This window comes from Streptomyces sp. NPDC001890 (assembly GCF_042891445.1).
In the GTDB taxonomy this organism is placed as follows: domain Bacteria; phylum Actinomycetota; class Actinomycetes; order Streptomycetales; family Streptomycetaceae; genus Streptomyces.
The window spans coordinates 150,945-173,520 of sequence record NZ_JBIATE010000008.1 but is presented as its reverse complement, the minus strand read 5'-3'; the positions used below and the strand labels follow the sequence as shown (position 1 = coordinate 173,520).

Annotated in this window: 24 protein-coding genes; 9 read left to right on the top strand and 15 right to left on the bottom strand. The window is 71.4% G+C overall.

All coding sequences use genetic code 11. From position 1 onward, the window contains the following. Positions 1–73 precede the first annotated feature (73 nt). Positions 74–1,252: a glycerophosphodiester phosphodiesterase gene (locus ACFYY1_RS21770; RefSeq protein ID WP_388587876.1), complete on the bottom strand. Its 1,179-nt coding sequence runs from the start codon at positions 1,250–1,252 to the stop codon at positions 74–76. 235 nt (positions 1,253–1,487) lie between these two features. On the opposite strand from ACFYY1_RS21770, the gene ACFYY1_RS21765 reads away from it, so the two are divergent. Next, positions 1,488–2,159: a 1-acyl-sn-glycerol-3-phosphate acyltransferase gene (locus ACFYY1_RS21765; protein WP_124718788.1), complete on the top strand. Its 672-nt coding sequence runs from the start codon at positions 1,488–1,490 to the stop codon at positions 2,157–2,159. 102 nt (positions 2,160–2,261) lie between these two features. On the opposite strand, the gene ACFYY1_RS21760 is transcribed toward ACFYY1_RS21765, so the two are convergent. From ACFYY1_RS21760 to argH, 5 genes are all read right to left on the bottom strand, one after another. Beyond that, positions 2,262–3,806 carry an MFS transporter gene (locus ACFYY1_RS21760; protein ID WP_388587873.1) on the bottom strand — a complete coding sequence of 515 codons (1,545 nt, stop codon included), beginning with the start codon at positions 3,804–3,806 and terminating at the stop codon, positions 2,262–2,264. Then, entirely contained in the window at positions 3,803–4,354 is a 552-nt protein-coding gene (locus tag ACFYY1_RS21755) for a TetR/AcrR family transcriptional regulator (protein WP_388587870.1), read from the bottom strand. The genes ACFYY1_RS21760 and ACFYY1_RS21755 overlap by 4 nt, the downstream gene beginning before the upstream one ends. A gap of 34 nt (positions 4,355–4,388) precedes the next feature. Beyond that, entirely contained in the window at positions 4,389–5,303 is a 915-nt protein-coding gene (locus tag ACFYY1_RS21750; protein WP_388587867.1) for a sigma-70 family RNA polymerase sigma factor, read from the bottom strand. Between the two features lie 97 nt (positions 5,304–5,400). Next, complete coding sequence (locus tag ACFYY1_RS21745) at positions 5,401–6,372, bottom strand: aldo/keto reductase (protein WP_388587864.1); 972 nt, start codon at positions 6,370–6,372, stop codon at positions 5,401–5,403. A gap of 136 nt (positions 6,373–6,508) precedes the next feature. Further along, a complete protein-coding gene (argH, locus tag ACFYY1_RS21740; protein ID WP_388587862.1) occupies positions 6,509–7,942 on the bottom strand; it encodes an argininosuccinate lyase in 1,434 nt (477 codons plus the stop codon). Positions 7,943–8,206: 264 nt separating this feature from the next. Here argH and ACFYY1_RS21735 point away from each other — a divergent pair, with 264 nt between their 5' ends. Together ACFYY1_RS21735 and ACFYY1_RS21730 are read left to right on the top strand one after the other, a co-directional pair. Beyond that, entirely contained in the window at positions 8,207–8,806 is a 600-nt protein-coding gene (locus ACFYY1_RS21735; RefSeq protein ID WP_388587860.1) for a pyridoxamine 5'-phosphate oxidase family protein, read from the top strand. Between the two features lie 55 nt (positions 8,807–8,861). Continuing rightward, the gene (locus ACFYY1_RS21730; protein WP_388587857.1) at positions 8,862–9,563 is read left to right on the top strand and encodes a L,D-transpeptidase; all 702 of its coding nucleotides are present in this window, start codon (positions 8,862–8,864) and stop codon (positions 9,561–9,563) included. Positions 9,564–9,587: 24 nt separating this feature from the next. On the opposite strand, the gene ACFYY1_RS21725 is transcribed toward ACFYY1_RS21730, so the two are convergent. The 5 genes from ACFYY1_RS21725 to argC are packed head-to-tail and all read right to left on the bottom strand — an operon-like array spanning position 9,588 to position 14,406. After that, the gene (locus ACFYY1_RS21725; protein WP_266735980.1) at positions 9,588–10,124 is read right to left on the bottom strand and encodes an arginine repressor; all 537 of its coding nucleotides are present in this window, start codon (positions 10,122–10,124) and stop codon (positions 9,588–9,590) included. Positions 10,125–10,134: 10 nt separating this feature from the next. Continuing rightward, entirely contained in the window at positions 10,135–11,331 is a 1,197-nt protein-coding gene (locus ACFYY1_RS21720) for an acetylornithine transaminase (RefSeq protein WP_388587855.1), read from the bottom strand. Further along, complete coding sequence (argB, locus tag ACFYY1_RS21715) at positions 11,328–12,230, bottom strand: acetylglutamate kinase (protein WP_388587852.1); 903 nt, start codon at positions 12,228–12,230, stop codon at positions 11,328–11,330. Before argB ends, ACFYY1_RS21720 begins: the two co-directional genes overlap by 4 nt. Then, positions 12,227–13,381, bottom strand: coding sequence for a bifunctional glutamate N-acetyltransferase/amino-acid acetyltransferase ArgJ (gene argJ / locus ACFYY1_RS21710; protein WP_388587849.1), 1,155 nt, complete (start codon positions 13,379–13,381; stop codon positions 12,227–12,229). Before argJ ends, argB begins: the two co-directional genes overlap by 4 nt. Continuing rightward, positions 13,378–14,406: an N-acetyl-gamma-glutamyl-phosphate reductase gene (argC, locus tag ACFYY1_RS21705; protein WP_388587846.1), complete on the bottom strand. Its 1,029-nt coding sequence runs from the start codon at positions 14,404–14,406 to the stop codon at positions 13,378–13,380. The genes argJ and argC overlap by 4 nt, the downstream gene beginning before the upstream one ends. Before the next feature lie 223 nt (positions 14,407–14,629). Between argC and ACFYY1_RS21700 the strand changes: the two genes are divergently transcribed. The 3 genes from ACFYY1_RS21700 to ACFYY1_RS21690 all read left to right on the top strand — a co-directional run bounded on the left by ACFYY1_RS21700 (position 14,630) and on the right by ACFYY1_RS21690 (position 16,586). Then, a complete protein-coding gene (locus tag ACFYY1_RS21700) occupies positions 14,630–15,127 on the top strand; it encodes a peptidylprolyl isomerase (protein WP_388587844.1) in 498 nt (165 codons plus the stop codon). A gap of 110 nt (positions 15,128–15,237) precedes the next feature. Continuing rightward, the gene (locus ACFYY1_RS21695) at positions 15,238–15,810 is read left to right on the top strand and encodes a hypothetical protein (RefSeq protein ID WP_388587842.1); all 573 of its coding nucleotides are present in this window, start codon (positions 15,238–15,240) and stop codon (positions 15,808–15,810) included. Between the two features lie 32 nt (positions 15,811–15,842). Then, a complete protein-coding gene (locus tag ACFYY1_RS21690) occupies positions 15,843–16,586 on the top strand; it encodes a Clp protease N-terminal domain-containing protein (protein ID WP_388587840.1) in 744 nt (247 codons plus the stop codon). 231 nt (positions 16,587–16,817) lie between these two features. On the opposite strand, the gene ACFYY1_RS21685 is transcribed toward ACFYY1_RS21690, so the two are convergent. After that, a complete protein-coding gene (locus tag ACFYY1_RS21685) occupies positions 16,818–17,393 on the bottom strand; it encodes a histidine phosphatase family protein (RefSeq protein WP_388587838.1) in 576 nt (191 codons plus the stop codon). Positions 17,394–17,516: 123 nt separating this feature from the next. Here ACFYY1_RS21685 and ACFYY1_RS21680 point away from each other — a divergent pair, with 123 nt between their 5' ends. Both ACFYY1_RS21680 and ACFYY1_RS21675 read left to right on the top strand, forming a co-directional pair. Next, positions 17,517–17,678: a hypothetical protein gene (locus ACFYY1_RS21680; protein ID WP_388587835.1), complete on the top strand. Its 162-nt coding sequence runs from the start codon at positions 17,517–17,519 to the stop codon at positions 17,676–17,678. An 87-nt stretch (positions 17,679–17,765) separates the two neighbouring features. After that, a complete protein-coding gene (locus ACFYY1_RS21675; protein ID WP_388587833.1) occupies positions 17,766–17,966 on the top strand; it encodes a DUF1918 domain-containing protein in 201 nt (66 codons plus the stop codon). Between the two features lie 118 nt (positions 17,967–18,084). Here the strand turns inward: ACFYY1_RS21675 and ACFYY1_RS21670 are convergent, their stop codons facing one another. Next, positions 18,085–19,338 (bottom strand): glycoside hydrolase family 10 protein, encoded by a 1,254-nt coding sequence (locus ACFYY1_RS21670; protein ID WP_388588116.1) that lies wholly within the window; start codon positions 19,336–19,338, stop codon positions 18,085–18,087. Between the two features lie 226 nt (positions 19,339–19,564). Here ACFYY1_RS21670 and ACFYY1_RS21665 point away from each other — a divergent pair, with 226 nt between their 5' ends. Further along, a complete protein-coding gene (locus tag ACFYY1_RS21665) occupies positions 19,565–20,425 on the top strand; it encodes a 3-hydroxybutyryl-CoA dehydrogenase (protein WP_072484448.1) in 861 nt (286 codons plus the stop codon). Positions 20,426–20,537: 112 nt separating this feature from the next. Here ACFYY1_RS21665 and ACFYY1_RS21660 read toward each other — a convergent pair whose 3' ends face one another. Continuing rightward, a complete protein-coding gene (locus tag ACFYY1_RS21660; RefSeq protein ID WP_388587830.1) occupies positions 20,538–21,068 on the bottom strand; it encodes an NUDIX domain-containing protein in 531 nt (176 codons plus the stop codon). Between the two features lie 99 nt (positions 21,069–21,167). Beyond that, entirely contained in the window at positions 21,168–22,517 is a 1,350-nt protein-coding gene (locus tag ACFYY1_RS21655; protein WP_388587827.1) for a transcriptional regulator, read from the bottom strand. Positions 22,518–22,576: the final 59 nt, after the last annotated feature.

Here is a 22,576-nt window from a genome sequence, read left to right as displayed (position 1 = left end):
GCGGCGGCCGGTTGCCGTGCCGGGCGCGCACCACCCGACCGGGGCACTCCCCGGCCGGGTGCTGACGCGGTGGTCACTTCGCGTCGTGGTCCGCGGCGGCGAGCAGGGCGGTGTCCGGGTTGTCGGAGAAGATTCCGTCGATGCCCGTCGCGAAGTACGCCTGGAACGCGCCGAACGCGTCGCCGTAGGCCGTGGGGTCCGTGCCGCGCCGGAAGTCGGCCGGCAGGAAGCTGTTCTCGTTGCGCATGGTGTAGGGGTGCAGGACCAGGCCCTGCGCGTGCGCGTCCTCCACCAGGGTGGTCGGTGCGGTGAGCCGCCCCGAGGCGTCCTTGGGGATGACCAGGTCCAGGGTGGGGCCGATGCCCTGGGCGAAGGAGGCCATCCACTTCAGCCCCTCGGGCTTCACCAGGTCCGCGACGGTGCGCGGATCACCGGACGTCACGAAGTCCCAGGGGCGCTCGCCCGCGCCGGAGAGCAGGACGACGCGGGGGGTCGCGACGAGCCGGGCCAGCCGCTGGATGCTGCTCGGTTCGAAGGACTGGAGGATGAGCGGCGACTTCTGACGGTGCCGGTCGTAGCGGCGCAGCAGCTGGGCGAGCGGCTCCTCCAGGCCGAGGCCGAGGCCCCGGAAGTAGGTGGGGTGCTTGGTCTCGACGTACAGCCAGACGGGCTTGCCGCGCCTGCGGCCCTCCCGATCGGCCCAGCGGAGCACCTCCTCGAAGGTGGGGATCTCCCAGCGGCCGTCGTAGAGCGTGTTCTTCTGACGGGTGCCGGGGATGCGCTCCTTGGCCCGCAGCGTCTTGAGTTCGGCGAGGGTGAAGTCCTCGGTGAACCAGCCGGTGAGGGAGACTCCGTCGACCTTCTTGGTGGTCTTGCGGCTCGCGAACTCGGGGTGGTCGGCGACATCGGTGGTTGCGGTGATGTCGTTCTCGTGGCGGCATACGAGATGGCCGTCGCGGGTCGGCACCAGGTCCTGCTCGACTATGTGCGCGCCCATGTCGAGGGCCAGCTGGTAGGAGCCGAGGGTGTGCTCGGGCCGGTAGCCGCTGGTGCCGCGGTGTCCGATGACGGTGGGCACCGGCAGGTCGAGGCGGAAGCCGTGGCCGCCGTGCCGTTCGGAGGCATTCCCCGCGGTGCCGCCCGCGGCGTCGGCCGGGCCGCCGGCCAGTCCGAGGGCGGCGGTGCCCAGTACGGCGGCTCCCGCTCCCAGCATGGTTCTGCGACCGGGACCGGTCTGCGCGCGCTCAGTCATGAATGCTCCTCGCGTGTGATGTCCGGCACCTGTCGGACGGGGCCCGAGCGTAAGCAGCAGTACCGTCGAGGAGGCAGCCCCTGGACGAACATGGCGGAAACTCATGTCAACACCGCGTATCCGTTCCGTGAACCCGATGTGCGTTCTGTGAGCGGCCGCGAGTATCGTCCTCACCTGCATGGACCGTCACGATCCCGCACCTCGGCCGGCCCCGGCCACTACACCGGAGGAACCGTTGTCCCGACACGCACTCATCAAGGCAGTGCTCGGACCGATCTTGCGCCTGATGTTCCGCCCCCAGGTGGAGGGTGTGGAGAACATTCCCGGGGACGGTCCGGTGATCCTCGCGGGCAACCATCTGACGTTCATCGATTCGATGATCATGCCGATCTGCTGCGACCGGCCGGTGTTCTACATCGGCAAGGACGAGTACGTGACGGGCAAGGGGCTCAAGGGCCGGGCGATGGCCTGGTTCTTCACCGGCTGCGGCATGATCCCGGTGGACCGGGACGGCGGGCGCGGCGGTGTGGCGGCGCTGATGACGGGCCGTCGGGTGCTGGAGGAGGGCAAGGCGTTCGCCATCTACCCCGAGGGCACCCGCTCCCCCGACGGCCGGCTGTACCGGGGCCGTACGGGCATCGCGCGGCTGACGCTGATGACGGGCGCGCCGGTGGTGCCGTTCGCGATGATCGGCACGGACAAGCTCCAGCCCGGCGGGGCCGGCCTGCCGCGTCCCGGCAAGGTGACGGTCCGTTTCGGTGAGCCGATGGAGTTCTCCCGGTACGAGGGCATGGACCGCGACCGGTATGTGCTGCGGGCGGTGACCGACTCCGTGATGGCCGAGGTGATGCGGCTGTCCGGTCAGGAGTACGTCGACATGTACGCCACGAAGGCCAAGGCCGCGTGAGCTGAGGCGCGAAGCGCCGACGGCAGGACGTGCGGAAGGGCCCGTACCCCCGGTTCTCCGGTGGTACGGGCCCTTCCGCGTGTCCGGTCCGGGCCGGGGCGGCTACTGGTGCACGATGCCGTCCTCCAGCTTCTGACCGCGCAACAGGAACCAGGCGGCCACGGCCGTCGCCAGCAGGACCGCCGCGCCGACACCCGCGGCGAGGCCCAGCCCTTCGACGAACGACTCCTGCGCCGCGGAAACCAGCGCCTGCCCCTGCTGGGCCGGCAACCCGTGGGCCGCCTCGACGGCTCCGCCGAGCGATTCGTGGGCCGCCGCCGCGGGGCCCGACGGGACGCCTCCGGGGGTGTCGAACTCCTGGTAGACGCCGGTGACGATGGAGCCGAGCAGGGCGATGCCGAGGGCGGCGCCGAGTTCGTACGCCGTCTCGGAGACCGCGCCGGCGGAACCCGCCTGCTCCTTGGGGACGCTGGAGAGGATCACGTCGGAGGTGACGGTGAAGGCGAAGCCCGCGCCCACGCCGACGACGAGCAGTACCGCCCCGATCAGCGGGTAGGAGGTCTCCTTGTGGATCAGAGTGACCGCGGCGAGGGCCAGGCCGATCGCCGCAAGGCCGCCGCTCACCACCGACCGCACCGAGAAGCGGCGGGCCGCCCTGCCCGCGATCAGACCGGCGACGACCGCGCCGACGGCCGCGGGCAGTTCGGCGAGACCGGCCTCCAGCGGTCCGCGCCCCTGCACCAGTTGGAGGAACTGGGAGAGGAAGAAGACCAGTCCGGACAGGCCGAGGATGGTCAGCAGGTCGGCGAGGACGGCTGCCGAGAAGCCCCGGTGGTGGAAGAGCCGTATGTCCAGCAGGGGCGCCGGGAGCGTGAGCTGCCTGCGTACGAACCAGCAGAGTGCCGCCACACCACCGATGCCCGCGGCGATGGTCCCGGTGCTCGGGCCGTGCGCCGCCAGCTCCTTGATGGCGTACACGACGCCGATCATGCCGACGAAGGAGAGCGCGACACTGGGCAGGTCCCAGGGGCCCGGGGCCGGGTTCCTGGACTCGGGGATCATCTTCGCGCCGACGACCACGAGGACCGCCATGACCGGCAGGTTGATCAGGAAGACCGAGCCCCACCAGAAGTGCTCCAGCAGCAGTCCGCCGACCACCGGGCCCACGGCCGCCCCGGCGGAGGCCATCGCTCCCCAGATCCCGATGGCGAGGCTGCGCTCGCGCGGGTCGTGGAAGAGGTTCCGGATCAGGGCGAGCGTGGACGGCATCAGGGTGGCGCCCGCGACACCGAGCAGCGCCCGCGCCAGGATCATCATCTCGGGGGTGTGCGCGTAGGCGTTGAGCACGGAGACCGCGCCGAACGCCGCCGCACCGCACAGCAGCAGCTTCTTGCGGCCGATGCGGTCGCCGAGGCTGCCCATCGAGACCAGCAGGCCGGCGATGACGAAGGAGTAGACGTCGCCGATCCACAGCAGTTGGGTGCCGGTCGGTTCGAGGTCCTCGGTGAGGAACGGGGTCGCGAGGCCCAGGACGGTGGCGTCGATCGCCACGAGCAGCACCGCGAGGACGAGCACCGACAGCGCGATCCACCGCCCGGGACGGTGCAGTTCGTCCGGGGATGCCACACGCTGTTCGATACGGCTCATTGCTCCACGCTCCGGCGTGCACCGCCGAGCAGCAACTCGACGATCATGTACTGGAAGTCCTGGCTCGCCACCCGGCCGTCCTGAACCGCCCAGGCGCCGCTGGAGATGAGTCCGTAGAGGGCCTCGGTCAGCCAGGCGGGGGTGAGGTCGATGCGGAATTCGCCGCGCTCCTGGCCCCGTCTGAACAGGGCGGAGACCCGGGCGTCGAGGCGGCTCCAGCCCTCGTTCACCTCCGCGCCCTCGAAGAGCTGGTTCTCGGTGACGAGGAAGGAGAGCAGTCCGGCGCCCGGCTCGACGGCCGCGACCAGACGGCGCAGCGCCTCCGGCGCGGGACCCTCGTCGAGGGCGGCGGCGTCCAGAGCCGCTTCGAACTCCTGGATGCCCAGGTTCTCCAGCGCCTTGACCAGTGCGTCCCGTCCGGCGAAGTGCCGGTGCAGGGTTGCGCGGCCGATGCCTGCGGCCTTGGCGACCTCGTCCATGGTGGCGGTCGACTTGCGGGTCAGCAGAGCGGCGGCGCTGCGCAGCACCTGTTCACGATCAAGACTCATGAGACAATCATAGACCATATGAGACATGGTCGTCTCAATGTGGAGGGGTGGCCTCCGGGAGGACCGTCAGGTCCAGGCCGGGGAGACGGGCCGGATCGGTGATCACGGACATCTCGACGATCCTGCCCCGGACCACCGTGAAGATCATGACCGAGAAACGGTGGCCCTCGCGCGCCGCGATGACGGCCGGTTCCCCGTCGACCAGGGCCCGCTGCGAGGACCGCGCGAACGGCGCGAACATCATCGCCTGACGGGCCACGGCCGCGGCACCCCGTACCAGGCCCGGCGCACCGGCAGGGCCGGCGCCGATGTCGGACCGCACCACCACGTCCGGATCGAGCACGGCCAGGAGGGCCTCGAATTCACCGTCACGGGCGGCGGCCAGAAAGGCGTTGACGACCTCGCGCTTGCGGGCGAGGTCCGGGTCCGGCACCGGCTCCGCGCCCTGCACCCGGCGCCGCGCCCGGCTGGCTAGCTGCCGGGCCGCGGCCGGGGTACGGTCCACGACGCCGGCGATCTCGTCGAACGGCACGGCGAACATGTCGTGCAGCACGAAGGCGAGCCGCTCGGCGGGGTCGAGCGTTTCGAGCACCACGAGCATGGCGAGACCCACCGAGTCGGCCATCAGCGCCTGCTGCTCGGGATCGGTCCCCGGCCGGTCGCCGAGGTCCGGGCCGGGAGCGGGCTCCTCGGGTGCCCCGGTGCCGAAGGGCTCCTCACGGCGGGAGCGGCGGGAACGGAGCAGGTCCAGGCACACCCGCCCGACGACCGTCGTCAGCCAGCCGCCCAGATTCTCGATCGCCCGGCCGTCCGAACGGCTGAGCCGGATCCACGCCTCCTGGACGGCGTCCTCCGCCTCGCTCGTCGAACCGAGCATCCGGTAGGCCACGGCCTTCAGCCGGCCCCGGTTCTCCTCGAACCGCTCCGCCAGGAACTCATGTCCGTCCACAGCCACTCTTCCTCCGTCGTGTTCCGTCACAGCACTGACGGACGCGACCCCGTCGATGTGACGGACGGCCCGCGCCGATTCCCGGGGCCCGCCCCGGTCAGCTCCAGCGCAGCCCGGCGCGGTGCCGCCAGTACGCATCGGGCTCCTCCACCAGCGCGTCCAGCCGGGCTCGCCGCTCCTCGTCGAGATCGACGACGGCCGCGTGCAGGTTGCCGGCGAGCTGGCCGACGGTCGCCGCGCCGGAGAGCACCACCCCGGCCCAGGACTGGTGCAGCACCAGGGCCAGGGCGACCGCGTCGCTGCCGAGACCGGCGTCGGCGGCGATCTCCCGGACCACGGCGGGGGCCTCCGTCCCGGCGAGCCGTCCGTTGGCCATGGCCTCCTTGACGATCACCGTGAGTCCGGCCGCATGGGCCTCGGCGAGCGCCGTCCCGGCCGAGGTCTCCAGGGCGTTGTAGGTGGCCTGGACCGTACGGAAGAGCGGCTCGCCGTCCACCGTGACGGTGAGGGCGGCCCGGATCGCGTCCGCCTGGGCGGGCCCGCTGGTGGAGAGGCCGACACTGACGCCCTCGGCGGCGAGCGCGGCCAGCCGGGCGTGCAGTTCCTTGTCGGTGAGGGCCGGGCTGTCGGCGGTGACCGAGTGGATCTGGTAGAGGTCGAGGCGGTCGCCGAGCAGCGCGTCGGTCTCGGCCCGCTGGCGCAGGAAGGTGGCGAGGCTGTGGTCCTTGACCTCGTGCGCCTCGGCGTCGACGCTCCAGTCGGCCGTGTAGGTGTAGCCCCACTTGCTGCCGATGACGACGTCGTCCACCTCGGGGTGGGCCGCGAGCCACTGGGCCAGGAACTCCTCCGAGCGGCCGTAGGAGCGGGCCGCGTCGAAGTAGCGGACGCCCTGGGCGTAGGCGGCGTCGAGCAGCTCGTGGGTGCGTGCGCGCAGCGCCTCGACGCTGCGGTCGCCGGGCAGATCGCGGTCGCGGTGGAGATTGATGTAGCCGGGTCTGCCGACCGCCGCCAGGCCGAGCCCGATGTGGGCGGTCGGAGTCGTCGCTGTGGCCAGCCGGGCGAAAGGCATCGTGGGCTCCTCCTCGGTCGGTGCGCTCCCCGTCAACGTAACCCAGCGCACGGAAACCGGAAGGCGGGGAGCGCACGCGCGCTCCCCGCCTTCCGATGCCTTCGCTCCCCGCCTTCCGCTGCCGCCCTCGGGGCGGTCAGTTCTTCGCGGTGGCCCAGGTCTGCTGGACGGCGAGGTCGGCCTTCACCTCGGCGAGCTGGACGGCCACGGCCGACGGGGCCGTACCGCCGCGACCGCTGCGGGAGGCGAGCGCGCCGGGCACGTCGAGGACCGTGCGGACCTCGGGGGTGAGGTGCTCGGAGATCTTGGCGAACTGCTCGTCGGTCAGCTCGTCGAGCTCGATGCCGTGCTGCTCACACTCCTTGACGCACTCACCGGCGACCTCGTGGGCGACGCGGAACGGCACGCCCTGCTTGACCAGCCACTCGGCGATGTCGGTGGCGAGCGAGAAGCCGGCCGGGGCCAGCTCCTCCATGCGCTCGCGGTTCACGGTGAGCGTGGCCATCATTCCGGTGAAGGCGGGCAGCAGGACCTCCAGCTGGTCGCAGGAGTCGAAGACCGGCTCCTTGTCCTCCTGGAGGTCGCGGTTGTACGCGAGCGGGAGGGCCTTGAGCGTGGCCATCAGACCGGTCAGGTTGCCGATCAGGCGGCCGGACTTGCCGCGGGCCAGCTCGGCGATGTCCGGGTTCTTCTTCTGCGGCATGATCGAGGAGCCGGTGGAGAAGGCGTCGTGCAGGGTGACGAAGGAGAACTCCTTCGTGTTCCAGATGATGACCTCCTCCGCGATCCGGGAGAGGTTCACACCGATCATCGCGGTGATGAAGGCGAACTCGGCGACGAAGTCGCGGGAGGCCGTTCCGTCGATGGAGTTGCCGACGGAGCCGCGCTCGAAGCCGAGGTCGGCGGCGACCGCCTCCGGGTCGAGCCCGAGGGACGACCCGGCCAGGGCGCCGGAGCCGTACGGCGAGACGGCGGTCCGCTCGTCCCACTGGCGCAGCCGCTCCGCGTCCCGGGACAGGGACTGCGCGTGGGCCAGGACGTGGTGGGCGAAGAGCACCGGCTGGGCGTGCTGCAGATGCGTACGGCCGGGCATCGCGACGTCCGGGTGCGCCTCGGCGAGGCCGACCAGCGCGCCCTGGAGCTCGGCGATCAGGCCGCCGATGATCCGGGCGTGGTCGCGCAGGTACATCCGGAAGAGCGTGGCGATCTGGTCGTTGCGGGACCGGCCGGCCCGCAGCTTGCCGCCGAGGTCGGGGCCGAGGCGCTCCAGCAGCCCGCGCTCCAGCGCGGTGTGGACGTCCTCGTCGGCGATGGTGCCGGTGAAGGAGCCGTCGGCCACATCGGCTTCGAGCTGGTCGAGACCGGCGATCATGCGGCTCAGCTCGTCCTCGGTGAGCAGGCCCGCCTTGTTCAGCACGCGCGCGTGGGCGCGGGAGCCGGCGATGTCGTACGGCGCGAGCCGCCAGTCGAAGTGGACGGAGGCGGACAGCTTGGCCAGTGCCTCGGCCGGACCGTCGGCGAAGCGGGCGCCCCAGAGGCGTACGTCGCTGTTGCCGTTGCCGTTGCTCACTGCGTGCTCCTCGGAAGAACAGGGTGATGGGTGTGCGACCGCCTCCCCGCACGGAGGGCCGGAGAGGCGGTGACGTAACTACCGGGGATCGGGCGAGGTCACGCTTCGCCGCCGCGCCACCCGACTGATGGGTATAACTATGCAGACCTCTGTATGTTTTGTCAAAGCTATGCGCCCCTCCCTCGTCGCCCCGCCGGCCACCCGGGCGTCCCACGAGCTGAAATCACCTCCTCCGCACCGGAGTCGGCGACGACAATGACAGCCATGGGGAAAACATATGAACGCATCGAAGGACGGCTCAGGACCTTCATCGAGGAGCAGCACATCTTCTTCACGGCGACGGCGCCCCTGGACGGCGAGGGCACGGTCAACCTCTCCCCCAAGGGCGTCAGCGGTTCGTTCGCCGTGATCGACGAGCTGACCGTGGCCTATCTGGACTTCGCGGGCAGCCATGCCGAGACCGTCGCCCACCTCCGCGAGAACGGCCGGATCACGCTGATGTGGTGCGCCTTCCAGGGGCCGCCGACCATCGTGCGGGTGCACGGCCGCGGTGAGCCGGTCTTCCGGGACGATCCCCGGTTCGGCCCGCTGCTCACCCGCTTCCCGGACGTGGACCCGGCTCTCCACGGGCTGCGCGCCGTCATCGTGGTGCGGGCCGAACTGATCCGGGACAGCTGCGGCTACGGGGTGCCGTTCATGTCGTACGACGAGGACCGGCCGCTGCACGCCAAGCGCTTCGCCCGCGAGGACGATGCCTCGCTCGGCGCCTACTTCGAGAAGAAGGAGCACATCGCGACGAGCATGGACGGGCTCCCGGGGCTGCCGCTCCCGCTGCCCGCCATGCCCCCGGCGGGGCGCGATTGAGCCGTACGGAGCAGATCCGCGGGTGGCGCCCCGCCGGAGGGTCTACCGTCCGGGCATGCGCAGATCCCTGGTGACCTTCTCGGTACTGCTCGCGCTGGCGGGCTCCGTCGCGGCCCGGCCCACCGCCGCGCCCCCGCTCCCGCACCGGATGGCCGACACCGGCGGCGGCACCCAGCTGATCACGGCCGAGGCCCCGGCCACGGGCTCCACCACGGGCACCGTGACCTGGTGGAACCTGCGCCGGGGCACCTGGGTGAAGGGCGGGTCCGCACCGGCCCGGTTCGGCGCCGGTGGCCTGACCGAGGGGGCGTCGCGCAAGCAGGGCACGAACACCACCCCCACCGGCCTGTACGACCTGCCGTACGCCTTCGGCATCGAGCCCGCCCCGGCCGGCACCGTTCATCCCTACCGCCGGGTCAACGACCGGTCGTGGTGGTGCCAGGACAACGCGGCGCGGGACTACAACCGCTGGGTGGAGCCACGGCCCGCGGACTGCCGGGCGGGCGAGGCGGAGCACCTGGTCGCGTACCCGACGCAGTACGCCCGTGCGCTCGTCATCGGGTTCAACTACGAACGGCCGGTACGGGGTCGCGGCGCGGGGATCTTCCTCCACGTCAACGGGCGTGGCGCGACCGCCGGTTGCGTCTCCGTACCGGCGGCCGCGATGGACCGGATCCTCGACTGGGTGAACCCGGCCCGCCGTCCGCACATCGCGATCGGGACCCGCACGGGCCCGACCGCGATCACCGGTTACTGACGCGGCCCGGCAACACCGGTGCGCTCAGCGCTCGTTCTGCGCCAGCCGCAGCAGATGGTCGGCGAGCGCCTGGCCGCCCGACGGGTCGCGGCTGATCAGCATCAGGGTGTCGTCGCCCGCGATGGTGCCGAGGATGTCGTGCAGTTCGGCCTGGTCGATGGCCGAGGCGAGGAACTGGGCCGCGCCCGGCGGGGTGCGCAGCACCACGAGGTTGGCCGACGCCTCCGCGGAGATGAGCAGTTCGGCGGAGAGCCGCCGCATCCGCTCCTCCTTCGCGGACCCGCCCAACGGCGCCTGCGGGGTGCGGAATCCGCCCTCGCTCGGCACCGCGTAGATCAGCTCGCCACCGGTGTTGCGGATCTTCACCGCGCCCAGCTCGTCCAGATCGCGGGAGAGCGTCGCCTGGGTGACGCTCAGCCCGTCGTCGGCGAGGAGCTTGGCCAGCTGGCTCTGCGAGCGCACCGGCTGCCGGTTCAGGATGTCCACGATCCGGCGGTGGCGTGCGGTGCGGGTCTGCGGCACGGACGGCCCGCCGTACTCGGATTCCTGCGCCTCGGTCATCGTCGTCGCCTCATTCTCCGGATCGTCCGTCCCCTTGTGCCGCGTCGAGAGCGCCGGACAGCGCCTGGAGCAACGCGTCCACTTCCGCGTCACCGATGATCAGCGGCGGCATGAGCCGCAGGACGTCGGGGGCGGGTACGTTCACCAGGATTCCGGCACTCTGAGCCGCCTGCTGCACCTGGGGCGCGAGCGGCTCGGTGAGCACGATACCCAGCAGCAGTCCGGACCCCCTTACGTGGGACACCAGCGGGTGGCCGAGGCCCTCCACACCGTCCCGGATCCGCTCGCCGAGCCGCTTCACCCGGTCCAGGGCGCCGTCGGCGGCCAGGGTGTCGAGAACGGCGAGACCGGCGGCGCAGGCGATCGGGTTGCCGCCGAACGTCGTGCCGTGCTGGCCCGGCTTCAGCAGCTCGGCGGCCGGGCCGAAGGCCACGGTCGCGCCGATCGGCAGTCCGCCGCCCAGGCCCTTGGCGAGGGTGACGACATCGGGCTCGACGCCCTGGTGGGCCTGGTGCTCGAACCACTGGCCGCAGCGGCCGATGCCGGTCTGCACCTCGTCGAGCACCAGCAGGGTGCCGGTGGCGCGGGTGATCTCCCGGGCGGCCTCCAGATACCCGGCGGGCGGTACGACCACACCGTTCTCGCCCTGGATCGGCTCGATGATCACCAGCGCGGTGTCGGTGGTGACGGCGGCCCTCAGGGCCTCCGCGTCGCCGTACGGGACATGCGTGACGTCACCGGGCAGCGGGAGGAACGGGTCGCGCTTCGCGGGCTGGCCGGTCAGTGCGAGCGCGCCCATGGTCCGGCCGTGGAAGCCGCCGTCGGTGGCGACCATGTGGGTCCGCCCGGTCAGCCGGCCGATCTTGAAGGCGGCCTCGTTGGCCTCGGCGCCCGAGTTGGAGAAGTAGACGCGGCCGCTCCGGCCGAAGAGCTGGAGCAGCCGTTCGGCGAGGGCGACGGGCGGCTCGGCGATGAAGAGGTTGGAGACATGGCCGAGGGAGGCGATCTGGGTGGAGACGGCCTCGACAACGGCGGGGTGGGCGTGGCCCAGCGCGTTCACCGCGATACCGCCGACGAAGTCGAGGTACTCGGTGCCGTCGGCGTCCCACACCCGGGCGCCCTCGCCGCGGACCAGGGACAGCTTCGGGGTCCCGTAGTTGTCCATCAGCGCGTGGCTCCAGCGCTGTGCGAGTTCCTGGTTGCTCATGACTCCCCCTGCGCGTCGGGCACGACCATCGTGCCGATTCCTTCGTCGGTGAAGATCTCCAGCAGGATCGAGTGCTGGACCCGGCCGTCGATCACGCGGGCGGTCTCGACGCCGTTGCGGACGGCGTACAGGCAGCCCTGCATCTTCGGCACCATGCCGCTGGAGAGCTCCGGCAGCAGTTTCTCCAGCTCGGCCGCGGTGAGCCGGCTGATCACGTCGTCGCTGTTGGGCCAGTCCTCGTAGAGGCCCTCGACATCGGTGAGGACCATCAGCGTCTCGGCGTCCAGGGCGGCGGCGAGTGCCGCGGCGGCGGTGTCGGCGTTGACGTTGTAGACGTGGTTGTCGTCGGCGGAGCGGGCGATGGAGGAGATGACCGGGATCCGGCCGTCGTCCAGCAGCGCCTGGATCGCCCCGGTGTCGATGGCGGTGATCTCGCCGACCCGGCCGATGTCGACGCTCTCGCCGTCGATGACGGGCCGGTGCTGGATGGCGGTGATGGTGTGGGCGTCCTCGCCGGTCAGGCCGACGGCGAGCGGGCCGTGCTGGTTGAGCAGGCCGACGAGTTCGCGCTGCACCTGGCCGGCCAGCACCATCCGTACGACGTCCATCGCCTCGGGCGTGGTGACGCGCAGCCCCGCCTTGAACTCGCTGACCAGGCCCTGCTTGTCGAGCTGGGCGCTGATCTGCGGGCCGCCGCCGTGCACGACGACGGGCTTGAGGCCGGCCTGGCGCAGAAAGACCACGTCCTGGGCGAAGGCCGCCTTCAGCTCGTCGTCGATCATGGCGTTGCCGCCGAACTTGATGACGACGGTCTTGCCGTTGTGCCGGGTCAGCCAGGGCAGTGCCTCGATGAGGATCTGCGCCTTCGGGAGTGCGGTGTGTTTCCGCGCCGCGCTCATGAGCTGTACGCGCTGTTCTCGTGGACGTAGTCCGCGGTGAGGTCGTTGGCCCAGATGACGGCGGACTCGGTGCCGGCGGCGAGGTCGGCGGTGATCTCGACCTCCCGGTAGCGCATGTCGACCAGGTCGCGGTCCTCGCCTACGCCGCCGTTCTTGCAGACCCAGACGCCGTTGATGGCGACGTTCAGCTGGTCGGGCTCGAAGGCGGCCTTCGTCGTGCCGATCGCGGAGAGCACCCGGCCCCAGTTGGGGTCCTCGCCGTGGATGGCGCACTTGAGGAGGTTGTTACGGGCGATGGAGCGGCCCACCTCGACGGCGTCGTCCTCGGTCGCGGCGTTGACGACCTCGATCCGGATGTCCTTGGAGGCGCCTTCGGCGTCACCGATGAGCTGGCGGGCCAGGTCCGCGCAGACGGTCCGTACGGCCTCGGCGAACTCGCCCTGCTCCGGGGTGATCCCGCTCGCCCCGGAGGCCAGCAGCAGCACGGTGTCGTTGGTCGACATGCAGCCGTCGGAGTCGACCCGGTCGAAGGTGGTGCGGGTGGCGGCGCGCAGCGCGGAGTCGAGTCCGGCGGCGTCCACGTCGGCGTCGGTGGTGAGCACGACCAGCATGGTGGCGAGGCCCGGGGCGAGCATGCCCGCGCCCTTGGCCATCCCGCCGACGGTCCAGCCCTCGCCGCCCGCGACGGCGGTCTTGTGGACGGTGTCGGTGGTCTTGATCGCGATGGCGGCCTTCTCCCCGCCGTGCTCGCTGAGGGCGGCGGCGGCCTGCTCGATGCCGGGCAGCAGCTTGTCCATCGGGAGCAGCGTGCCGATCAGCCCGGTCGAGGCGACCGCGATCTCACCGGCGTTGTGGCCGGGTAGCACCTCGGCGGCCTTCTCGGCGGTGGCATGGGTGTCCTGGAAGCCCTTGGGGCCCGTACAGGCGTTGGCGCCACCGGAGTTGAGGACGACGGCGGTGACCTCGCCGCCCTTGAGCACCTGCTCCGACCAGAGGACGGGGGCGGCCTTGACGCGGTTGGAGGTGAAGACGCCCGCGGCGGCGCGACGCGGACCGTGGTTGACCACGAGGGCCAGGTCCGGGTTACCGCTCTCCTTGATTCCCGCGGCGATGCCCGCCGCGGAGAACCCCTGTGCTGCCGTGACGCTCACGGTGCGACTCCGATCGTGGAAAGACCTGTGTCCTCGGGAAGTCCGAGGGCGATGTTCATGCTCTGCAAGGCACCGCCGGCGGTGCCCTTGGCGAGGTTGTCGATGGCGCTGATCACGATGATCCGGCCCGCCGCCTCGTCGTGGGCGACCTGGATCTGTACGGCGTTGGAACCGTAGACGGACGCCGTGGCCGGCCACTGCCCCTCGGGGAGCAGCTCGACGAAGGGTTCGTCGGCGAACGCCTTCTCGTACACGGCACGGACGGACTCGGCGCTCACCCCGGGCTTCGCCTTCGCGCTGCAGGTGGCGAGGATGCCGCGGGGCATCGGTGCCAGGGTCGGCGTGAAGGAGACCGTGACCGGTTCACCGGCCGCCGCGCTGAGGTTCTGGATCATCTCGGGGGTGTGCCGGTGGGCGCCGCCGACGCCGTACGGGGACATGTTGCCCATCACCTCGGAGCCGAGCAGATGCGGCTTGGCCGCCTTGCCCGCCCCGGAGGTGCCGGACGCGGCGACGATCACGGCCTCGGGTTCGGCCAGCTGGGCCGCGTACGCCGGGAAGAGCGCGAGCGAGACGGCGGTCGGGTAGCAGCCGGGCACCGCGATCCGCTTGGAACCGGCGAGCGCGGCACGCCCGCCCGGCAGTTCGGGCAGGCCGTAGGGCCAGGTGCCGGCGTGCGGGGAACCGTAGAACTTCTCCCAGTCCGCCGCGTCCTTGAGCCGGAAGTCGGCCCCCATGTCGACGACCAGCACCTCGTCGCCGAGCTGCTCGGCGACGGCGGCCGACTGCCCGTGCGGGAGGGCGAGGAAGACGACGTCGTGCCCGGCGAGGACCTCGGGGGTGGTCGGCTGGAGCACCCGGTCGGCGAGCGGCCGCAGGTGCGGTTGGAGCGCGCCGAGCTTCTGCCCCGCGTTGGAGTTGGCGGTGAGCGCCCCGATCTCGACCTGGGGGTGAACCAGCAGGAGACGGAGCAGCTCCCCGCCGGCGTATCCGCTCGCTCCTGCCACTGCCGCACGTACCACCATCGAAACCTCCTCGTCGATGGCATGACTATACGCAGTCCTGCACTTTTATGCAAAGCTTTCATCAGGCCGGCACCCCCGGCCGTCCGTCACCGGCCACGCTGTCAGTGTGCTCCGTCACCCGCGGACCGTGTCGATCACCGCACCACCGCGCCACTCGCCCCCGGACCGGGCTGTGACCGTGCCCGCCCGTCGGCGCCGAAGGGGTCGATGTCAGGATGGTTCCATGACGAGCAAGGTTTACTTCGACATCACCATCAACGACGAGCCCGCCGGGCGGATCACGTTCAAGCTGTTCGACGACATCGTTCCCAAGACGGCGGAGAACTTCCGCGCGCTGGCGACCGGCGAGAAGGGCTTCGGTTACAAGGGGTCCTCGTTCCACCGCATCATCCCCGAGTTCATGCTCCAGGGCGGCGACTTCACCGCCGGCAACGGCACCGGCGGCAAGAGCATCTACGGCGCCAAGTTCCCGGACGAGAACTTCAAGCTGTCGCACACCAAGCCGGGCCAGCTGTCCATGGCCAACAGCGGCCCCGACTCCAACGGCTCGCAGTTCTTCATCACGACGATCGTGACGTCGTGGCTGGACGGCAAGCACGTGGTCTTCGGCGAGGTCGACGACGAGGCCGGCATGGACCTGGTCAAGAAGATCGAGGCCCTCGGCACGCAGAGCGGCCGCCCGCAGGCGAAGATCACCATCGCGGACAGCGGCGTTCTCTGACCCGCACCCACAACCGCTGGATCGAGCGCGCCGCCCGGCAGTCCCGCCGGGCGGCGCGCTCCGTCGTACCGGCGGCCGGGCGGCCCCCGCCCTCTCGGTACGGTGCCGGGATGGGGAACACATTCCACGGCAGGGGCCACAGCCTGTCCCTGTCCAACGGGGGCACGGACGTCTTCGTCGACGTACTCCTGCTGGCCGTGTCCGATCTCGCCGAGAGCGTCTGGGAGTACCGCTTCGCCACCCTGCTCACCCTGCAGGACCAGGGCGCCGTGGGGCGCGGGGTGGTGGGATTCGACCTGGAGGAGATCGACTGGGGCGGCTCCGCCGACGAGCGGGCCGCCGCGAAGGACTTCGTCCTGCGCGTGATCGATCTGGCGCTGCGCGGGCACCGCTGGGACGAACTGGGCTACGAGCCGCCTTTCGCCCGGGAGTATCTGCGGCAGTACCGGGAGATGGTCGAGGCGTTCGACCCGGTCGGCACCGAGCGGCAGAGCGGCACGTTCCCCTTCCCCGGCCCGGAGGAGGCCGCGATGGCCTCGTGCGTACGGCACCGCCTGCTGTGCGCGCCGGCGTACTGGGACGCATGCGTCTTCTGCAACCGAACGATGGCACCCCGCCGACATGACGCCCCGCCGGTTCCGTGGCGCATCACCCCACCGACCTCACTGTCAACCGATGGTTGACACCCCCAGGACTGTCAACCTAAGGTTGACACATGGTGAATCCCGTACGCCCGACGCATCCCGTGCGCCTCGACGACCTGATCGAGGCCATCAAGAAGGTCCATACCGACGCCCTCGACCAGCTCTCGGACGCGGTGATCGCCGCGGACCACCTCGGTGACGTGGCCGACCATCTGATCGGACACTTCGTGGACCAGGCCCGGCGCTCCGGCGCCTCCTGGACCGACATCGGCAAGAGCATGGGGGTGACCAGGCAGGCCGCCCAGAAGCGGTTCGTGGCCAAGGACCCCGGCGAGGTGTCCGATCTCGACCCCAGTCAGGGGTTCAGCCGCTTCACCCCACGGGCCAAGAACGTCGTGATGGCCGCGCAGAACGAGGCCCGCACGGCGCACAACGACGAGGTGGGCACCACACACCTGGTCCTGGGGCTGCTCAGTGAGCCGGAAGGACTGGCCGCCGCGTTCGTCAAGGCCCAGGACATCTCCCTGGAGGACGTCCGCCGGGCCGCCACGGAGGCACTGCCACCGGCCGCGACCGGCGAGCTGCCGGAGCTGATCCCGTACGACGCCGGGGCCCGCAAGGCGCTGGAACTGACGTTCCGGGAGGCCCTTCGGATGGGCCACAACTACATCGGCACCGAGCACGTCCTGCTCGCGCTGCTGGAACAGGAGGACGGTTCGGGAGTGCTGACGGGTCTCGGCATCGACAAGGCGGCCGCCGAGGCCGCCATCGCCGAGGCCCTCGCCCTGCTCACCACCCCCAAGGAGAACGACTGAGCGGGGCGGCGCCGGCCGCCGGGTGACGGCGGTCGGCGCGCGGCCTCCGCGTCCGCCCCGGCGAATTCCGGCCAGTGCGCGGCGGCCGGGGCGGCGAGGCCATGGCTGCCCCGGCCGGCGTGGAAAGGGCACATGGAGCGGGTGGCCCCCGGTCGTGGACCGTACGTCGACCAGGGGCTTCCGCTCCCGGAGCGGGCGCGGACCGCGACATGCCGGCCGTCGCGGCGGGCGTCAGCGGACTCCCGCTTCGAGCCTGAGGCTCCAGCGGCCCGGCATGCCGGTGAGGGTGACGGTGGACAGCGGCCCGACGTCCACGTTCCAGTACGTCGACGGCGGCGCCTTGAGCGCGTACACGAGTGCGGCCCGGACGACCGCCGGTTCGGCGACGGCGACGATGGCGCCGTCGCACACGGGCCGGGTGTCCAGCCAGCCCCCTATCCGCGAGATGAACGCGAGCAGCGGTTCGCCGCCGTGCGGGGCGGAGCGCGGGTCCGCGAGCCAGGCGTCGACCGCCGCGGGCTCGCACGCCGTGACATCGGCGAGGGTGCAGCCCCGCCAGCGGCCCATGTCGCAGTCGCGCAGGGCCGGCTGGACGAGCGGGGCGAAGCCGAGCACGTCGCCGGTGGCGCGGCTGCGCGGCGTCGGCGAGCAGTAGCGCAGCTCGGCGGCGCCCAGCGGCATGAGGGCGGGCGCGGCGAGCTGTATCTCGTACAGACCGGCGTGGTCGAGCGGCCGGTCGTCGTCGAAGCGCTCGGCGAGCAGGGTGGAGCTGCGCGCCGCGGCGACCAACGAGACTCTGGAAGTCATGGCGGCGATCGTGGATCCGAACACTCTTCCGGTCAAGAGGGCCTCCACAAGTCCGCCCGGCCCGGCCCGGGGCGAGGCGGATCCCGCGGCACCCGTCCCCGATTGGCTGGAACCGCTCTTCTCATGGGGCGCGCGGGCCACCTTGGTCAGGGCCGGCGGCCGCCCCCGGAAGGGTCGGTCCTCCTGCTCGGCAAGACGGTCCCGGCGGCGCCGGTGGCCGCGGTCGCGGTGCTCGTCTGCATCGCGGCGACGCAGCGGGCGGGGCGCGAGCGGCGTGCGCGGTGAGCGGTCGGTACTCCCCCACCGGGCGAAGTCGGCTTTCGGCCATAGACTTGTCCACATGGACCGCCACCCGTGAGGAGGTCAGTCCCGATGGAGGCACACACGGGCGACCGGCTGCTGATACACGGCAGGACCGTGGGGCAGCACGACAAGGTCGCAGAAATCGTCGAAGTGCTCGGGGCCGGGGGCACTCCCCCGTTCCGCGTCCGCTTCGAGGACGGACACGAACACCTGATTTCACCCGGTCCCGACAGCGTCGTACAGCACACCGAAACCCGGAAGCAGGGCTAGGAGACCCCGTAGCGGCCTCCGGCGTTCGGCACTGCTCTTCGCCCCCGGGCCGGGGGCGGGCCGGCCCGTTCCCGGGCGGCCCGCCCCGATCACCCATCGCGTCCACTCCGCCCTTCGGTCAGCGGGGTGGGCGCGCCCTGTTGCGGTAGTGGTCGGCGACCACCCGGTCCATGGCCCCGATCCGGTCCCGGACCACTTCCTTCCCGGAGAAGTAGACGTGGCCGCGCACCTGGTCGTACCCGGCGGCGAAGTCGATGTGCCGGGACAGTTCAGCCGGGTCCTGCCAGGCGGCGGGCTGGGCCGGGTCACCGGCCTTGTACAGCGCCTCCCCCACGAACAGGTCGACTTCCGTGCCGCGCACCGCCTCGCTCCACCAGGGCACCAGCTTGGCGTAGTCGGCGGCGGCGAAGCCGATGTTCCAGTAGATCTGCGGGCAGATGTAGTCGATCCAGCCCTTTTTGACCCAGCCGCGGGTGTCGGCGTACAGATCGTCGTAGGTCTGCACCCCCGCCTTGGTGTCGGAGCCGAGCGCATCGGTCGCGGCGTTGCGCCACACCCCGAACGGGCTGATCCCGAACTGGACGTTCTTCTTGATCTTCTTGATCCGCTCGGCGGTCTCGCGCACCAGCTTGTCGGTGTTGTCGCGCCGCCAGGCGGCCTTGTCCGGGAAACCCGCGCCGTACCGGGCGTACGTGGCGTCGTCGTCGAAGACCTGCCCGGCCACGGGGTACGGATAGAAGTAGTCGTCCCAGTGCACGGCGTCGATGTCGTAGCGGCGGACCGCGTCGAGCATCGCGTCCTGGACGAAGCGGCGGACCTCCGGGATCCCCGGGTTGTAGTAGAGCTTCCCGCCGTACGGCAGGACCCAGTCGGGGTGCAGCCGGGCCGGGTGGGTGGCGGCCAGCCGGGACGGGTCGGTGTGGTTGGCGACCCGGTACGGGTTGAACCAGGCGTGCAGTTCCAGGCCGCGGCGGTGCGCCTCGCGGACGGCGGTGCCCAGCGGGTCCCAGCCGGGGTCCTTGCCCTGGACGCCGGTGAGGTACTGGGCCCACGGCTCGTAGGGCGAGGGCCACAGCGCGTCGGCGGTCGGCCGGACCTGGAGGATGACGGTGTTCAGCCGCCGTTCGACGGCCTCGTCGAGGTACGCGATCAGCTCGGCCTCCTGCGCGGCCGCCGTCAGGCCGGGCTTCGAGGGCCAGTCGAGATTGGCGACGGTGGCGACCCACATGCCACGCAGTTCGCGCCGGACGACATGGCGGTGGCCGGAACGCTCCGGCACTCCGCCGGTCCGCCGGGGCGGAACCGCGACGGCGTCACCGGCCATGGTGACGGTGCTCACCACCCCCGCGACCACCCCGGCCGCCCCCGCCACAAAGCTTCTTCGGGCCATTTGCCGCATTTCGCTGCACCTGCCGTCTCTCTGTGCTCGTCGTCAACGTCGATCGCCCCTTGTATCCAGGCGTAACGCAGAGCATGCCCGCCCCGGCCCACGATGACCCGCAGGTCGCGGAGTAACGTCGTGGGGTCGGGGCGGGCACCGGAATCAGACGGGAACCTGCGACACGCAGAACAGCGAAAGGCACGAGGTGACGGACTCTATGGCCGACATTGCACGCGTCGGAGTGGTGGGCTGTGGCCAGATGGGCGCGGGTATCGCGGAGGTGTGCGCGCGCAGCGGTCTTGAGGTCATGGTGGCCGAGACCACCGGAGAGGCGTTGGAGATCGGCCGCACCCGGCTGCACAACTCCCTCTCGAAGGCCGCCGAGCGCGGCAAGATCACAGCCGAGGAGCGCGACGAGACGCTCGCCCGGCTGAGCTTCACCACGGACCTCGGCGAGTTCGCCGACCGCGACCTGGTCATCGAGGCCGTCGTGGAGAACGAGCAGGTCAAGACCGAGATCTTCCAGGTGCTCGACCAGGTGGTGACCCGGCAGGACGCGATCCTCGCCTCGAACACCTCCTCCATCCCGCTGGTGAAGCTGGCCGTGGCGACCTCCCGCCCGGACCAGGTCATCGGCATCCACTTCTTCAACCCGGCCCCGGTGCAGAAGCTCGTCGAGCTGATCCCGGCGCTGACGACGTCCGACGAGACGGTGAAGCGCTCCGAGGCCCTGGTGCAGGACGTGCTCGGCAAGCACCCGATCCGTGCCCAGGACCGCTCCGGCTTCGTGGTCAACGCGCTGCTGATCCCGTATCTGCTCTCCGCGATCCGGATGTTCGAGTCGGGGATCGCCAGCCGTGAGGACATCGACAACGGCATGGAGCTCGGCTGCGCCCACCCCATGGGCCCGCTCAAGCTCTCCGATCTGATCGGTCTCGACACGGTGGCCTCGGTCGCCGACTCGATGTACGCGGAGTTCAAGGAGCCGCTGTACGCCGCTCCGCCGCTGCTCCAGCGCATGGTGGACGCGGGCAGGCTCGGCCGCAAGACGGGCTCGGGCTTCTACCCGTACTCCTGATCCTTCGTCGTGCCCGTACGGGGCCGGTCCGGGCGATCCCCGGCCGGCCCCGTACGCGCTCGTGCGTGGCCGCGCCGCACGGTGCCCCAGCACCGCGCCGGTGTGCGGCGCCTCACCCCAGCCGTAAGTGGCGAAGCATCATCAGCCCGGCGGCCATTCCGGCGGCCGGGACGTCGCCCCGGCCGATCAGGTCGGGCACCAGCTTGAGCGGTACCCACTCGCGGCGCGAGGACTCGAAGGCGTCGCTGGGCGGACCGGTCCAGCAGGCCTCCTCGGACCAGTAGAGGTGGTGCCGGGCGTCGGTGAGGCCGTTCGACGGTTCCACGGTCAGCAGCGGGCGCAGCGGCCCGGGGCGCCAGCCGGTCTCCTCCTCCATCTCGCGGGCGGCGGCGGCCGCGATGTCCTCGCCGTCCTCGACCACACCCGCGGCGAGCTCCCAGCCCCAGCTGTCCGTGATGAACCGGTGCCGCCAGAGCAGCAGCACCTCATCGGCCTCATTGACGACGGTGGCCGCCGCGACGGGGCGCAGCCGGATGACGAAGTGGTCGAGATGGCGGCCGTCGGGGATGACCACGTCTGCCAGATTGACCCGGAACCAACGATTTTCATACACAGTTTGTTCGTTCAGGTTCGCCCATTGCACGGTTCTGCCACCTTTCGACAAGTAGGTGACAACATCGCAGCAGGAGCGGCACCGGAACGGAACGTACCGGTCCCCGTGAGTACGAGCCGTCCCCCGCGCTCACAGCGGTACGCGCAACGCCCCGTCGATCAGTTCGGCGGCCCGCCCCGCGTCGGCGCAGCCGCTCGCGACCAGGTCCTCGCGCACGGCGCGCAGCCGGTCGCGCAGCCGCTGCGACTCCATGCCCCCGGCCTGCTCCGCCATCTCCACGGCGGTGGCCGCCGCCCGGTCCGCCTCGCCCTGGCGCAGCTCGATATGGCTCAGCATGGCCAGCCGGTGCACCCGGCCCCGGTCGTGCGCCGGGATCCGCACCGCCTTGGCCGCGTGCTCCCGGGCGCCCGGCAGATCCCCGATGCCGAGCAGCGCCTCGGCCACCTGCACATCGACCAGACCCGGCTGGACGTACCCCGTCTCGTCCGGTTCCTGGCCCGGCCGGATGTGCCCGGCCTCCGACTCGGCCCGCCGGATGCACTCCCGGGCCCCGCTCGCGTCGCCGAGCCAGGCGTACGCCTTGGCCTGCATCGCGTACAGGTCGGCGGCGAGCGCCGGGCTGATGTGTCCGGTGGCGGCCCGCAGCGCCGCCTGGGCGAAGGCCACGGACTGCCGGTAGTCGGCGAGGTGGAGCGACTGGTTGACCAGCAGGGCGATCACATAGCCGCCGAGCCCCCGGTCCCCGCTCGCCTTGGCCAGCCGCAGCGCCTGGTGGAAGTAGCGCTGGGCGAGCCCGTGCGCGTCCGAGTCGTACGCGCAGATCCCCGCGACCGCCACCAGGCCGGCCGCCGCCCGGTACAGCCGGCGGCCCAGCGCGTCGCTGTAACCGCCGCGCAGCAGCGGGGCGGTCTCGGCGTTGAGGAAACCGACGATGCGGGAACGGGTCGCGATTCCGCCTGCCCGGCGGTACATCAGTTCGTAGTGGGTACGGGCCGCACGCAGGGTCTCTATGTCGGCCATGGAGACCCGGGTCGGCCCGTCGCGCGAGACGTCGGTGTCCTCCGGCGGGTTCTCCCACTCCCAGACCGGCATCACCGCCGTGGTGCCCGTGACGGCGGCCGGGGCGAGGGCGTGCGGGCGCTGTGCCTCGTCGGAGCGCCACAGCGCGGTGGTCCGCTCGACGAAGCCGGTGAGCGAGGAACCGGGCACGGGCGAGCCGGTCCCCGGGGCCGCCATCCCGATGTCGTCCAGCGAGACGGGCCTGCTCAGCCGCTTGCCGAGCACTTCGCAGATCAGGTCGGGCACCTGGCCGCGCGGGCGCTGACCCTTCAACCAGCGGGCCACCGCGGTGTGTTCGTACCGCAGGCGCAGTCCGCGCGGGCGGCCGGCCCGGTTGACGTGCGCGGCGAGGCCCGCCCGGGAGACGCCCGCCTCCTCGATCAGGGCAGCCAGCAGAATGTTGGGCTCCGTTGCCCCCATGCGCCCCTCCGGTGGTTCGGCACGCCGAGGCGTGTCGCACCAGTGGAGCACGATTCACA